Source organism: Dyadobacter sp. CY323 (genome assembly GCF_021390245.1).
Taxonomy (GTDB): Bacteria; Bacteroidota; Bacteroidia; order Cytophagales; family Spirosomataceae; genus Dyadobacter.
On the sequence record NZ_JAJUXH010000003.1, the window covers coordinates 289,203 to 302,128 of the forward strand.

At 44.7% G+C, this 12,926-nt stretch carries 14 protein-coding genes; 5 read left to right on the forward strand and 9 right to left on the reverse strand.

Annotated features, from left to right (window positions below; all coding sequences use genetic code 11):
- Positions 1-52 precede the first annotated feature (52 nt).
- The 7 genes from LZG72_RS07380 to LZG72_RS07410 form a co-directional block, all read right to left on the reverse strand.
- A complete protein-coding gene (locus tag LZG72_RS07380) occupies positions 53-2,425 on the reverse strand; it encodes a carboxypeptidase-like regulatory domain-containing protein (RefSeq protein ID WP_233869589.1) in 2,373 nt (790 codons plus the stop codon).
- Positions 2,426-2,641: 216 nt separating this feature from the next.
- A complete protein-coding gene (gene folK, locus LZG72_RS07385) occupies positions 2,642-3,133 on the reverse strand; it encodes a 2-amino-4-hydroxy-6-hydroxymethyldihydropteridine diphosphokinase (RefSeq protein ID WP_233869591.1) in 492 nt (163 codons plus the stop codon).
- 88 nt (positions 3,134-3,221) lie between these two features.
- The gene (rpmB, locus tag LZG72_RS07390) at positions 3,222-3,461 is read right to left on the reverse strand and encodes a 50S ribosomal protein L28 (protein ID WP_026632020.1); all 240 of its coding nucleotides are present in this window, start codon (positions 3,459-3,461) and stop codon (positions 3,222-3,224) included.
- An 88-nt stretch (positions 3,462-3,549) separates the two neighbouring features.
- Positions 3,550-4,239 (reverse strand): response regulator transcription factor, encoded by a 690-nt coding sequence (locus tag LZG72_RS07395; protein ID WP_233869593.1) that lies wholly within the window; start codon positions 4,237-4,239, stop codon positions 3,550-3,552.
- Positions 4,236-5,489: a sensor histidine kinase KdpD gene (locus tag LZG72_RS07400; protein WP_233869595.1), complete on the reverse strand. Its 1,254-nt coding sequence runs from the start codon at positions 5,487-5,489 to the stop codon at positions 4,236-4,238. The genes LZG72_RS07395 and LZG72_RS07400 overlap by 4 nt, the downstream gene beginning before the upstream one ends.
- A 24-nt stretch (positions 5,490-5,513) precedes the next feature.
- Positions 5,514-6,368 (reverse strand): N-acetylglucosamine kinase, encoded by an 855-nt coding sequence (locus LZG72_RS07405; protein WP_233869597.1) that lies wholly within the window; start codon positions 6,366-6,368, stop codon positions 5,514-5,516.
- Positions 6,369-6,427: 59 nt separating this feature from the next.
- Entirely contained in the window at positions 6,428-6,661 is a 234-nt protein-coding gene (locus tag LZG72_RS07410) for a cytochrome b5 domain-containing protein (RefSeq protein WP_233869599.1), read from the reverse strand.
- Positions 6,662-6,810: 149 nt separating this feature from the next.
- On the opposite strand from LZG72_RS07410, the gene LZG72_RS07415 reads away from it, so the two are divergent.
- The 3 genes from LZG72_RS07415 to LZG72_RS07425 all read left to right on the forward strand — a co-directional run bounded on the left by LZG72_RS07415 (position 6,811) and on the right by LZG72_RS07425 (position 9,366).
- Positions 6,811-7,266, forward strand: coding sequence for a hypothetical protein (locus LZG72_RS07415; RefSeq protein WP_233869602.1), 456 nt, complete (start codon positions 6,811-6,813; stop codon positions 7,264-7,266).
- Between the two features lie 87 nt (positions 7,267-7,353).
- Positions 7,354-8,373: a thiamine-phosphate kinase gene (thiL, locus tag LZG72_RS07420; RefSeq protein WP_233869605.1), complete on the forward strand. Its 1,020-nt coding sequence runs from the start codon at positions 7,354-7,356 to the stop codon at positions 8,371-8,373.
- Positions 8,374-8,511: 138 nt separating this feature from the next.
- The gene (locus LZG72_RS07425; protein ID WP_233869608.1) at positions 8,512-9,366 is read left to right on the forward strand and encodes a hypothetical protein; all 855 of its coding nucleotides are present in this window, start codon (positions 8,512-8,514) and stop codon (positions 9,364-9,366) included.
- Positions 9,367-9,418: 52 nt separating this feature from the next.
- Here LZG72_RS07425 and LZG72_RS07430 read toward each other — a convergent pair whose 3' ends face one another.
- Positions 9,419-10,249: an aminotransferase class IV gene (locus LZG72_RS07430; protein WP_233869611.1), complete on the reverse strand. Its 831-nt coding sequence runs from the start codon at positions 10,247-10,249 to the stop codon at positions 9,419-9,421.
- A 100-nt stretch (positions 10,250-10,349) separates the two neighbouring features.
- Between LZG72_RS07430 and LZG72_RS07435 the strand changes: the two genes are divergently transcribed.
- Positions 10,350-11,324, forward strand: a complete 975-nt coding sequence (locus LZG72_RS07435; protein WP_233869614.1) for a polyprenyl synthetase family protein — start codon at positions 10,350-10,352, stop codon at positions 11,322-11,324.
- Positions 11,325-11,347: 23 nt separating this feature from the next.
- The gene (locus LZG72_RS07440; protein ID WP_233869617.1) at positions 11,348-11,968 is read left to right on the forward strand and encodes a rhomboid family intramembrane serine protease; all 621 of its coding nucleotides are present in this window, start codon (positions 11,348-11,350) and stop codon (positions 11,966-11,968) included.
- Here LZG72_RS07440 and LZG72_RS07445 read toward each other — a convergent pair.
- The gene (locus tag LZG72_RS07445) at positions 11,960-12,619 is read right to left on the reverse strand and encodes a phosphatidylserine decarboxylase family protein (RefSeq protein WP_233869620.1); all 660 of its coding nucleotides are present in this window, start codon (positions 12,617-12,619) and stop codon (positions 11,960-11,962) included. The two genes, LZG72_RS07440 and LZG72_RS07445, sit on opposite strands and share 9 nt — an antisense overlap.
- Between the last annotated feature and the right edge of the window lie 307 nt (positions 12,620-12,926).

Genomic DNA, 12,926 nt, shown 5'->3' on the forward strand with positions numbered 1-12,926 from the left:
CTAACTATCTTCTTAAGATTTTCCATGTATTGTTTCTGGCTAATGCTGTTTATCAAAATTTGAAGTTGTAGGTAATGGCAGGAATGAAGTTTCCAATCACTGCATAGCGAACTGCTTCTGTTTTTAATGGCGTATCCTCGTTTGCCCGGGTGTACACCGAAAATGGGTTCCGGCGGTTGTATACATTATACACCGAAAATACCCACTCCCCTTCTCCGGTTTTGAACAATTTCCTTTTCGCTTTCAGGGTTGCTGCGAGGTCCAGACGATGGTATGCGGGAATGCGGTTGTTGTTTCTTGCACCCTTGTAGTTGTTACCAATCGGCCAGCCGCCCCATTCATACCGGTTTGTCGGGAAAGTAGCAGGAGTACCGGATGCAATGGTGAAGTTTGCCGAGAGTGACAGTCGTTTTTTCAGCTCATAAATGGCAACTGACGTGAAATTGTGGGGCTTATCAAATCTTGCAGGAAACCAGTCATTATTATTGATCGTTTCGACATTCCGCTCCGTTTTCGATAAGGTATAGCTCACCCAGCCTGTCAGTTTTCCTTTATTCTTTTTAAGATAAAATTCAGCACCATAAGCCCGGCCTTTGCCGAAAAGCAGGTCACCTGCTACAAACTGGTTCAAGAGCAGATCAGAACCCGGCACGTAATCAATCTGGTTGTAAAGCTTTTTGTAATACACCTCCACCGACGCTTCATACGTATTGTTTTTGAAATTCTGAAACCAGCCTAATGCAACCTGATCTGCTTTTTCAGGCTGAATATTAAGCGAACTCAATGTCCAGACATCCAGCGGAGAGCTCGCAGCAGTATTCGATAAAAGGTGAAGATACTGAGCAGTACGATTGTAACTGGCTTTAATTGATGTGGTTGAATTGATACCTACATTCACAGAAGCCCGCGGCTCCCAGTTTCCATAACTCTTGATCTTATCGCCTTTTTTATAGGTTGTTCCGGGAAAAACCGGCTCTTTTCGCTGGCCGTTGGCTATTTGCCGGTATTCATATTCGGTACCGGGGCCCAGACTTCTGAAATAAGAATAACGGATCCCGTATTGAAGGGAAATATTATCGGTCAGTTTCTGCTCATTTCCGATGTATAATGCAGATTCATCTGCATATCTCGGTTCAAGGCTGATGTCGGTATTTTCCCCCTCGGATACGGCAATTGCTTTTCCGGGACGGCTATCATAGTAAATGTACTGTCCGCCAAAAGTCAGCTGGTTGTTTGGGGTAATGTAATACGTAAAGTCAGGTTTAATGCTGGAACTGATGATCTTGGATTTCCAGTCGAACTTGTCTTTTGCGTCCGGTTTGTTTGTGTTCTGGCCTAATGAATAATCGTAGTTACTGTAATAGCCGGTCAGGTTCATGAAAAGCTTGTTGGAAAAAATGTGGTTCCAACGCGCAGTAGCCGTCGCATTACCCCAGCCAAAACCAAAGTCGCCGCCACCAAAGACGTCTTTCCCAAAATAACCCGACGCGTAAAATGTATCCTTATTTCCAAGCTGATAATTGACTTTCGCAGTCAGGTCGTAGAAATAAAATTTCGAGTCTTTCAGATCAGAATTTAAAAAAGGCTTGGCAAGTACATCGATATAGGAACGGCGTCCGGCCACAATGAACGAACCTTTGCTTTTTGCGAATGGCTGCTCATACGTAAGTCTGGAAAAAATAGTACCGATCCCACCGTTGATCTCCCGTTTTTTAGCATTTCCTTCTTTCATCCTGACATCCAGAATGGAAGAAATGCGACCGCCATACTGCGCTGGAATCCCACCTTTAATGAGCTTGACATCTTTTACTGCATCCGGATTAAAAACGGAGAAAAACCCGAAAAGGTGGGACGAATTATAAACCGGTGCTTCATCGAGCAACACCAGGTTTTGAGAAATATCACCGCCGCGCACATTAAAGCCGGAAGCCCCCTCGCCCACCGTGGTAACGCCGGGCAACAGCTGGATGCTGCGGATCAAATCCACTTCCCCGAGTAATGCAGGCATTTTCCGGATCGTTTTCATCTCCACCTTATTGACCGACATTTCGATCCCGCGGACGTTCTCGTCTTCTTTTGCTGTTGAAATGGTGACTTCTTCAAGTTCATTACTTTCGTCGGTCATTTCGATACTGATGGTCTTATCACTATCCAGCGCCAGACTTTTGATCGTTTTTTGATACCCGATGTACGTAAAAACCAGATTGTAATCTCCTTCTGGAAGGGTGAGTGAATAGAAACCATACGAATTGGTTACCACGCCGGTTGCCGCCTCGCGGACATAGACAGAAACGCCGATCAGTCCCTCGCCGTTTGCATTATCCTTCACAAACCCGCTGACAGTATGCCGGTTCTGACCCAGCACTGGCAAACTAAGGCAAAAAAGAAGAACGATAGATGAGTAGTAGAAAATCTTATTTTTCATGGGCTTTACTTTTTGAACTTTTCCTTTTTCTGAGAGACAACTCACATTGTACTTCCCCTTAAAAACGTGCCGGTTAATTATTCATTAGCCGTTTGAATAGTGACAAAGCACGTGTTAATGAGCTTAATATGACAGGAAAAAATGACGAACTAGCGAAAAAAGGGAATAAGTGGCCGATCAGCAAAAATGAAGCCATAAAAATAAAATGGTATTTTTTTAGGAATATTTTACCACCTTACTGTTGTCGGCAGATCCTGACAGGATTTCAACGGAGGTTTTTTGCAATAACGGGTGAAGAAAATCCGGCGCGATTTCGGTGAGTGGAATCAATATAAAACGACGGTCCTGAATGCGTGGATGTGGTAATGTGAGCCTGGCACTGTCGAGGATACAATCTTTATAATAAAGCAGGTCAATGTCGATGACCCGAGCGCCCCAGCGTTCGTAACGGACGCGGCCCAGTTTGTCTTCAATGTCAAGGATATTTGTTAAAACCTCCTGGGGCGTTAATTCCGTATCTATTTCAACCACCTGATTGAGAAAAGCCGGCTGGTCGGTCAACCCCCACGGTGCCGTTTCGTACATGGAGGATTCTTTAAGGATTGTGCCTACTTTTTCGGCAATCTGTTCGCGGGCAGATTTCAGTATCAGCGACCTGTCACCAAGATTTGATCCCAAAAGAAGGAACACCTGACCGGAAGGAACCATGGCGAAATCGGTTGAGGTTTGGTTAAATCCACGAAAAAAAGGACTTCCCGTTTTAGGAGAAGTCCTTTTTTCATTCAATGCTTTACTATCAGAACGTCAAAGTTCCTTTATCGTATGCTTTCTGTATAGTTGCTTCGATACCATTTTTATTGATAGTACGAAGTGCAGATGTTGCTACTTTCAACGTAACCCATTCTCCGGTTGAAGGAAGGAAGAAACGTTTCTTTTGCAAATTCGGGAAGAATTTACGTTTTGTTTTATTATTAGCATGGGAAACGTTATTTCCAACGCGAGTTCTTTTACCTGTAATTTGACAAACCTTAGCCATAACATTCAATTTTTCCAAATGAGGGTGCAAAGATGCGGAATTATATTTTTTTGACCAAACCTGAACAAAAGAAATTAAAAAAAAAACCTCAGGACCAGCGCATTCTGAAACCCACTCCGTGCACATTATCAATGCGGATATCAGGGTCGCCGGAAAGGTATTTCCGCAACCGCGAAATGAACACATCGAGGCTTCTGCCCATGAAATAATCATCGTCGCCCCAGATCGCTTTCAGCAATTCTTCCCGCTTGATCACCTGATCCGGTCTTTCTGCCAAAAACTTCAAAACCTCGGCTTCACGGAATGTCAGATTCTGCGAACTTCCATTTAAAGACAGGGTAAGTTTTTGAAAATCAAATGTATAGTGCCCGATTTTACTTTTGTCGACCTTGATCGGGGCAGGTTGGTCAGACTTACTTCTGCGGAGGAAAACGTCAATCCGCAGCTTCAACTCTTCGATGCTGAAAGGTTTGGTAATGTAGTCGTCGCCACCCAGGCGCAAACCTTTGATCTTGTCCTCCTGCAATGCGCGCGCGGTCAAAAACAAGATGGGTACCTGGCTATCCGAATCTCTGATCTTTTCTGCCAATGAAAAACCGTCCATTTTCGGAAGCATTACATCCAGCACGCAGATATCGTAATGTTCTTTCCCAAAAAATTCCAGTGCCTCCACGCCATCCCCGGCATGAACTATCTCATATTCATATTGTTCCAGGTTATCCTTTGTAGCAAATGCCAGGTTTGGATCGTCTTCAACGTATAAAATCCTCTTTTTCATGAATCGTGTTTCTGCGGAATGGTGATTTTAAATGTACTTCCCTTGCCCAATGTACTTTCAAGTTCCAGCCGCCATTTGTGCGCCCGCACGATTTGTTTTACATAACTCAGCCCGATACCAAATCCTTTTACTTTATGTACATCGCCATACGGAATGCGGAAAAACTGGTTGAAAATCTTCTTTTGATATTCTGGCGCAATGCCAATTCCCTGATCCTGCACCGCAATGACGAGGCATTTTCCTTTGTTGTGCATTTCAATACTTACCTCAGGAACATCGTCCGAATACTTTAACGCATTATCAATCAGGTTGGTGATCATACACCGAAAGTGAAATGGATCTGCTTCGATCAGCGTATTTTCTGCATGGCAATTGCATTTCACTTTGGATTCAAAAGGAAGCAGGATCGACTGTACCAGCTCATTGGCGTCGAGCTGCTCCTTTTGTAAAGTCAATACATTACGTTCGGCTTTTGCCATGGAAAGCACCATTTCCACTTGCCCCTGCAACCTCAAAATCTCTTCCTGGACAATCTGGACATATCTTTTATGACGCTGCGGCTGGGAAACAATGTTACTGGAATTCAACACATCCGCCGCAATGCGGATCGTAGAAATCGGCGTTTGCAGTTCGTGGGTCATGTTATTGACAAAATCACGCTGCACTTCCGAAAGCTGTTTTTGTCTTAAAATCACAAAAAGGGCGTAGGCAAAAAAGGAAACGGCAACAAGTACCAATATCGAGGACCAGATCGCCCCGTCGATCGTGCCGGCAAAATAGGTTTCCTGCTCGGGAAAACGCACACCGAAGTAGTACGGATATTTATCGGTTTTGATCCAGTTGGAAGTCGTCGCAGGGATTTTATCATTGTTTTTTGTACTCAATGACATGCCGTAACGCATTTTGTTGGTAGTACAATCGTAGATCCCAACCTCGAAATCGGTGATCAGATTATGTTTCTGAAAACTGTCTTTTATAAAAAATTCCAGGAGTTCGGGCTGCGTCGTAGAATTGGTATTGACCAGAAAATATTCCGGAGAAAGCTGCTCGACCGGATTGGTCGTCTGCATGACCCCATTTACATTCGCCAATTTGCCCGCGACATCCTGCAAAGCCACGTGCGCATTCTGATTAAACTGTCTGTGACGAAGGTCCAGCGCCTGTTTTACCCAGAAAATCTGCGTAATGACCACACTAATGATCAGTAGTGCAGAAAAAACGGTGAGCGACTGAATGGTACGTCTTGACATTTTATAATTAGAGGATCAGTAAAGTTAAGCGCAATAATACTGTACCAAACCTTCCATTGGCGACTTCAGAATGCGGCCGGGGTGCAAATCATTTTTAAGAAGAACATCACGGAGAAGATCCTGGTAATGGTACGCAATGGAACCCGTGAAATGAACCGGATATTTTCGGGCGTCGGAATGCCTCAGAATGTAGTTTGTTACGAATAATGAAAATGCATTTTCCACCAGATTACGCATATTTTCATGGTCAATATTTTCAAAAATAAACTTTGAGAATGCCGCGAAATACCGGTTTGGATACGGTTGTTTGTACGCATGATCCAAAACGGTCAATCGGTCGGTTCCCGGATAAGTACTGGCAAATTTTTCATGCAGATCAGCCGTCAGGTCGTTTCGCAGGAACTGCACAACCAGCGTTTTTCCCAGATATGAGCCGCTACCCTCGTCCCCGAGCCAAAATCCCAGCGAACCGATCGACCGGACAATTTTTTCACCGTCAAAAAATGCATTGTTGGCACCGGTACCAAGAATACACGCCAGCCCCGGCTCGTGCCCGCATAACGCCCGGGCCGCTCCGAGCATATCAGATGCAACTTCAATGACCTCTGCCGATTGAATGCAATGCGATAATGCATCATATACCGGTTTGCTTGATTTTTCATCGGCGCAGCCTGCGCCAAAGAAATGGATCTTCATCACTTCGTTTTTCAAATGGGGAACGACTTCTTTTTCCAGTACCGGAATAATCTCTTCCGCATTCTGATAAAAAGGATTGATACCCGCAGACTGAAATGCAAAGGTTTTATTCTCCCGATCAATAAAGGTCCAATCTGTCTTAGTAGAGCCGCTATCGGCAATCAAAAGTGAATCTAGGGGCATATTAAAGGGTTTTCGGCGGTTGGCTTTCGGCGTCGGCAGTCAATTGTCAGTGCTCAATATTAAACTTTTTGCAAACGTCCGATTACGGTGAAACGCTCAAAAACACGATCGGTATGCGGAGCATCGCCGAGTTCTTTGGTAAGATCCTGGCCGGCCCAATGTTCATAATGGTGACCGTTGCGCCACAATCTCGACGGTCCGACGTCGTAAATAATGCCTTTGTATGCGCACCAGATTTCTTCCCGATCCTGCCCGTTGCGAAGTGCCAGCTGAGCCTTTGTATATTCTTTCATTAATCCGTTTTACCCCGCAATTTAAGTATAACGCTCATTCAGCCTGAAACGAGCCGCCGAAATTAAAATGATCTTGATTGAATATTTTGATAATAAGACTAAAAAGTAAGAACTTGGCGTTCTGTTAAGAAATTCATGAAAAAAGGAATATGAAAAAAAGTTACTCTCTGATTTGGTGTACACTACTGGTAATCACGCTGATTGCAACGGGTTGTAAGGAAAAAGTAAAACCAGTCTCTGAACGTATCGCCAAGGCCTGGACAGCAGAAATAGTGAAACACGGAAGTGCGGTTGTTTACACCAGAGGCGGATCAAATAATCAGACTCCGGCTTATTCCGCTTTCAGATTGACACTTGTAAACGCATCGGGTGCAAAAACAGTAACGCTGACCGAATTTGATGGTTCTACTTTTACAGGAACCTGGGACCTGGAAGGAGACACGAAGCTGATCCTCAGCGGACTTACCCCGCAGCCAACCGGATCGGGCGGAACAATAGAATTTACCATCAGTTCACTCGAAGACTCAAAAGTGATTCTTACCCGCCTGAAAGCAAGTTCCAAAACAGGAGGTACCATCAATGAATACACATTGAGCAATCCATAAGATAATATCTGACACCATTTTATATTTCAAAAAGCGAAGCCATTTCTATCCGGAAGTGGCTTCGCTTTTTTGTCTAATTTTGCAGCCATGGAAACAAGAACCGAAATAAGCAGCCTGGGTGAATTCGGGCTGATTAAAAGAATCAATGAAAAAATAAAAACAACACTGCCGGATACGATCCGGGGAATCGGCGACGATGCGGCGGTGATCGATAGCGGCGAAGAATATGGACTGCTCACGTCGGATATGCTGCTCGAAGGAGTACATTTCGACCTGACTTTCTTCCCATTAAAGCATTTGGGATATAAAGCGATCGCTATCAATGTCTCCGACATTGCGGCGATGAACGGCATTCCGCGGCAGGTCATTGTAAACCTGGCAGTGAGCAACCGTTTTTCAGTGGAAGCGATTGATGAACTTTACGAGGGCATCAAGGTCGCTTGTAAAGACTTTAATGTGGATCTGGTTGGCGGCGACACCTCTTCCTCACGTTCGGGACTCATGATTTCGGTCAGTGTTTTTGGAAAGGTGGGTAAAGAAAAAATCGCATATCGGAATACCGCAAAACCGAACGATTTGCTTTGTGTTACCGGTGATCTGGGTGGTGCATACCTGGGCCTGCAATTGCTGGAAAGAGAAAAGCAGGTGTTTCTAGCCAATCCGAATATGCAGCCTGAACTTGAAGGAAAAGATTACGTAATCCAGCGGCAATTACGTCCCGAGGCGCGAATGGACGTAATTTATGAATTGGAAAGTGCAGGGGTGATTCCTACTTCCATGATCGACGTTTCAGACGGTCTTGCTTCGGATCTGTTGCATATTTGTGCGCAGTCCGGTGTCGGCGCGGTTGTATTTGAGGAAAGGTTACCGATTGATGAGCAGACATTCCTTGCCGCCTCTGAACTGAATATCGGGCCAATTACTGCTGCATTGAATGGCGGTGAAGATTATGAATTGCTTTTCACGGTCTCGCAGGCTTCTTACGAACTGATCAAAAACAACCCGAAAATCACTTTTATCGGTTATATGACGGATAAAAAGGACGAAATTGTACTGCACACAAAAGGGGACAGTCGCGTTCCGATCACCGCGCAGGGCTGGACCTAGTATCTCCCTAAACAGGGACTGATTTTCAGAAAGGCATGACCTCCGGGTTGTGCCTTTTTTTGTTGGCTGCGCAACCATCGCTTGCATTGAACCGTATTCTGGTCAATCCAATTCATCTCTAACAAAATTTAAATTTCCATGAAAATCTTTTCAACTTCCCGCCTGGCTGGGGTGCTGGGCTTGCTGATGGCGGTCAGTATTTCTTGCTCCGATGATGACGAAAAAACGCCAGATCCGGTCATTCCTAACGATGTGCAATTAAAGGATGTGGCCAAACTTGGTAAAGTATTGACTGACAAGGATGGAAAAACACTGTATTTTTTCACCAGAGATGTAGCAGGTACTTCGGCTTGTACCGGTACATGCCTGGACACGTGGCCGATTTTCGCATCAGCAAGTACTGCATTGAAACTGGACGCAGGTTTGAAAGCTTCGGACTTTGGCACCATCAACCGTGCCGACGGCAAACCGCAAACGACTTACAAAGGATGGCCGTTGTATTATTATAAAGATGACGCGGCTGCGGGTGAGGCAAAAGGAGAAGGTGTAGGTACGCGCTGGTATGCCGCCAAAACGGGATATACTGTGATGCTGGGTAATGCGCAGCTTGTCGGGCTGGATGGTAAGTCATACAAACCCGATTACACGGAAGGAACGGTGGAAACACAGTTTCTTGTGGACAGCCTTGGGCGTACGCTTTATGCATTTGCCAGAGATTCATCCATGAACAACAATTTCACAACGAACGACGCGACCCACGATGCCACATGGCCGATTTATACGGCTGAAATCTCGGATTTGCCATCAACTGTCGATAAAACGCTATTCGGTTCCATTACTGTTTTTGGTAAAAAACAACTTACGTATAAAGGTTGGCCATTATACTACTTTGGCGCCGACGAAATGAAACGCGGGATGACGAAAGGGGTAAGTGTTCCGAGGCCCGGCGTTTGGCCGATCGTTAATAAAGACTCTCCGGAAGCACCTAAATAAATCTGAATTATTACAGCTTTTGAAAGTGGTGGTCCGAACGGACCATCACTTTTTATTTGCCCCAGTCCGCAACGACTTTTTCAAACAATTCCTGCAGGTATAATGTACGTTTTCCAGCCAGACCGTTTTGTACCAGCAAATTACCGATATGCACGACCGGCATCACCCATTTGGTTGTACTGGTCGTAAAAACCTCGTCCGCAGTAATCACTTCTTTGTAGGCAACCGGCCTTACTTCTATCTCAAAATGAGGCTTGGCAAGTTCCATAACTACTTTTCTTGTAATCCCATTCAGGATATTCCGGTTTGAAGTAATGAGTTTATCACCGCTGAATATGAAAATATTGCTTCTTGTTAGCTCACTTACCTCGCCATCTTTATGAAAAAGCAGATCGGATGCCTGCTGGCTTCTCATTTCGTCGGCCATTAAAACCATGTGAACGTAGTTGGTAGTTTTTACCTCGGCCAAATCGCGCACATATTCGTAAGGCAGCACTTTAATCCCTTTCAAACGTCCGGCGGGGTTATCCTGCGGCAGCGATTCGGTACGGATCACGAAATTGGGCTGAACAACGTTTACGCTATCGGGCGCATATCCCCCAGTGAGCAAAAAACGGAATGCGACTTCCTGCTCGCCCGACATCGCATATAAATCCGCCAAAATCTTTTCTGTTTCCTTCTGGCTAACGGGTAGCGGTAATTTTAAAAGCCGCGCCGAATTTTCGAAACGCTGCCAGTAATCATCCCAGCGAAACGGTACTCCGTTATAAGTCCGGAAGTAATCAAACAGCCCGAAACCTCTCAATAATCCCAGATCGTTCGTTTTAAAAACGGGGCTGTCGATGGGTAGAATGTCTCCGTTGAAATATTGGTTAAAGGGCATATCGCAATTTTGGGATGTGAATGTTCGTCAAATTCAAAGGTATTGAATGAAATTTAAGGTTGAAAATTTCCCTACTTTGCATGGATCTCAGAATACATAAATGATAAAAACGGAACATTTGCTTCAAACCCTTCAAACTGAATTCGATAAGCATTCATATGGAGAGAATCCTGCGGAACTGTACGAACCCATTGAATATATTATGGCATTGGGCGGAAAAAGGTTTCGCCCGCTGCTTACCTTACTTGCTGCATCCATTTATACCGATAATCTCACCGACGCCATCAAACCGGCGATGGCCGTCGAGGTTTTTCATAATTTCACACTAATGCACGACGATATCATGGACCGGGCGCCACTCCGGCGCGGAAAACCGACGGTACATGAAAAATGGAATGCAAATACCGCTATTCTTTCGGGTGACGTCATGCTGATCAAAGCCTACGATCTGCTGCTGGATGTGCCCGCTGAAAAACTTCGGAAGGTACTCGCACGTTTTAACCAGACTGCGGCGGAAGTATGTGAAGGTCAGCAACTCGACATGAATTTTGAGACGCGCACGGATGTTATGGAGGAAGAATACATTGGGATGATCAGGCTGAAAACCTCTGTTTTACTCGGATTTGCGCTGGAATTGGGCGGGATCATCGGCGGCGGAAACGAGGAAGATGTACAACTTCTTTACTCGGCCGGCGAACATATGGGCATTGGTTTTCAGTTGAAAGACGACCTTTTGGATGTTTTCGGTGACCCTTCGAAATTCGGAAAACAGGTCGGAGGAGACATTATCGCGAATAAAAAAACCTTTTTGTTAATTGAAGCTTTATCAAAAGCAGAAGGATATGTAAAAGCCGAGCTTGAAAAATGGATTGGCCCCGGTGAATTTGATAATGAAGCAAAGATCAATGCCGTCAGAAATATTTATGAAACCCTTGGCATACGCGCATTTACCGAACAAAAAATTAATGAGTATTTTACGAAAGGCTTGTCGGATCTTGAAGCATTAAAAGCGGAAAAGCTCCGCAAAGAGCCATTGCTTACTTTCGCCCGTCAACTTGTAGAGCGGGACAAATAGAACTTTAAACCATAACAGAATTTATGTCCATTACCCTCATATTAGTCATTATCACTTCCGGGATCAGTTACTATGCACTGAACAATTACAGCCTGATGGATAAAATGATCTTCAATCCGCATCGGGTGAGGCAACACAATGAATATTACAGGTTCGTTACATCCGGCTTTGTTCATGCGGATTTCGGTCACCTGATTTTTAACATGCTCAGCTTATGGTTTGTCGGAGAAGGAATCGAGCGGCTCTTCGGAATGCTTTTCGGATCGAGCGGGACGTTCTACTTCCTGTTTTTGTACATCGCGGGGATCGTTGTAGCTGATATTCCGACTTTCATAAAACATCGTAACAATTCGCGTTATAATTCCCTGGGAGCTTCGGGAGGCGTTTCGGGAGTACTTTTTGCAGCCATTTTATATGCGCCATTAATGAGCATATGCCTGTACTTCTTCATTTGTATGCCCGGATTTATTTTTGGATTGCTCTTTTTGGGCTATTCATTCTGGGAAGGCCGCCGAGGGACCAGCTATGTCAACCACAGCGCTCACATGTATGGCGCGATCTTCGGAATGGTGTTTATGGCGATTGTGTACCCCGCTTCCGTTCCGCAGTTTTTTGAACAAATTCTGAGCTGGCGATTATTTTAATTCGGCAAGAACCGTCACGCTTCCCACAGTTTTATCCTGCAAGTTAACTTTGATCTCTGCATCGAGAGGTACAAAAATATCGACTCTGCTGCCAAATTTGATGAAGCCCATTTCGGTACTTTGCTCCACCTGGTCGCCTTCCTTCACGTACCAGCGGATCCGGCGCGCAGCAGCGCCTGCGATTTGACGGAATAAAATATCAATGCCTTCGATCGTGCGGATAACGATGGTGGTGCGCTCATTGTCTGTACTGGATTTTGGGTGCCACGCTACAAGGTACAGTCCGGGATGGTATTTAAAATATTGGATTACGCCGCTGATCGGGTTCCAGTTGATATGTACGTTCAGTGGGGACATAAATATGCTGATCTGCCTTCTAGGGCCCTGGAAAAACTCTTTTTCCACTACTTCTTCGATCACAACCACTTTTCCATCGCAGGGAGCGACAATCTGCCGGTCGCTTTTATACACCACTCTTTTTGGTACACGAAAGAACTGAACAACCAGTAAAAGGACAATCACACTACCTACCAGCACAAGTCTTGGAATCCAAAAACCCTCTGGCAGAAGGTAGTTGACCCCTAAGTTTATCAATATCAATATAATGAGGGTGACGGCTATAATGGTAAATCCTTCTCTGTGCAGTTTCATGCAGGTTGCTGTTTCGTTAATATCAGTCCTTATCTGCAAATATCGTATAAATCCTGATTTACTAGCAATGAAAAAGCCCTGCCGATCGAATTGAAAGGCAGGGCGGGGTATGCAGTATCTATGTAAGCTATTTTAATCCTGATTGTGTTTGGTCATTTTTGTTCGATGTGGTTTGGAATTGTTACTTGTTGTTCGGATTTGATAGGGATAGTTTCGAATTGTCATTAGTGGTCATTAATAGTCATTAATTGCAAAAACTCATTGAAATGTCAAGCTTTCATTGATAGGACTATAAGTGACCCAATGA

What these genes read in the sequence shown, in the direction of transcription:
- LZG72_RS07380 (WP_233869589.1), bottom strand. Translation starts at nt 2,425, where the DNA reads ATGAAAAATAAGATTTTCTACTACTCATCTATCGTTCTTCTTTTTTGC.
- folK (WP_233869591.1), bottom strand. Translation starts at nt 3,133, where the DNA reads ATGGTTCCTTCCGGTCAGGTGTTCCTTCTTTTGGGATCAAATCTTGGT.
- rpmB (WP_026632020.1), bottom strand. Translation starts at nt 3,461, where the DNA reads ATGGCTAAGGTTTGTCAAATTACAGGTAAAAGAACTCGCGTTGGAAAT.
- LZG72_RS07395 (WP_233869593.1), bottom strand. Translation starts at nt 4,239, where the DNA reads ATGAAAAAGAGGATTTTATACGTTGAAGACGATCCAAACCTGGCATTT.
- LZG72_RS07400 (WP_233869595.1), bottom strand. Translation starts at nt 5,489, where the DNA reads ATGTCAAGACGTACCATTCAGTCGCTCACCGTTTTTTCTGCACTACTG.
- LZG72_RS07405 (WP_233869597.1), bottom strand. Translation starts at nt 6,368, where the DNA reads ATGCCCCTAGATTCACTTTTGATTGCCGATAGCGGCTCTACTAAGACA.
- LZG72_RS07410 (WP_233869599.1), bottom strand. Translation starts at nt 6,661, where the DNA reads ATGAAAGAATATACAAAGGCTCAGCTGGCACTTCGCAACGGGCAGGAT.
- LZG72_RS07415 (WP_233869602.1), top strand. Translation starts at nt 6,811, where the DNA reads ATGAAAAAAAGTTACTCTCTGATTTGGTGTACACTACTGGTAATCACG.
- thiL (WP_233869605.1), top strand. Translation starts at nt 7,354, where the DNA reads ATGGAAACAAGAACCGAAATAAGCAGCCTGGGTGAATTCGGGCTGATT.
- LZG72_RS07425 (WP_233869608.1), top strand. Translation starts at nt 8,512, where the DNA reads ATGAAAATCTTTTCAACTTCCCGCCTGGCTGGGGTGCTGGGCTTGCTG.
- LZG72_RS07430 (WP_233869611.1), bottom strand. Translation starts at nt 10,249, where the DNA reads ATGCCCTTTAACCAATATTTCAACGGAGACATTCTACCCATCGACAGC.
- LZG72_RS07435 (WP_233869614.1), top strand. Translation starts at nt 10,350, where the DNA reads ATGATAAAAACGGAACATTTGCTTCAAACCCTTCAAACTGAATTCGAT.
- LZG72_RS07440 (WP_233869617.1), top strand. Translation starts at nt 11,348, where the DNA reads ATGTCCATTACCCTCATATTAGTCATTATCACTTCCGGGATCAGTTAC.
- LZG72_RS07445 (WP_233869620.1), bottom strand. Translation starts at nt 12,619, where the DNA reads ATGAAACTGCACAGAGAAGGATTTACCATTATAGCCGTCACCCTCATT.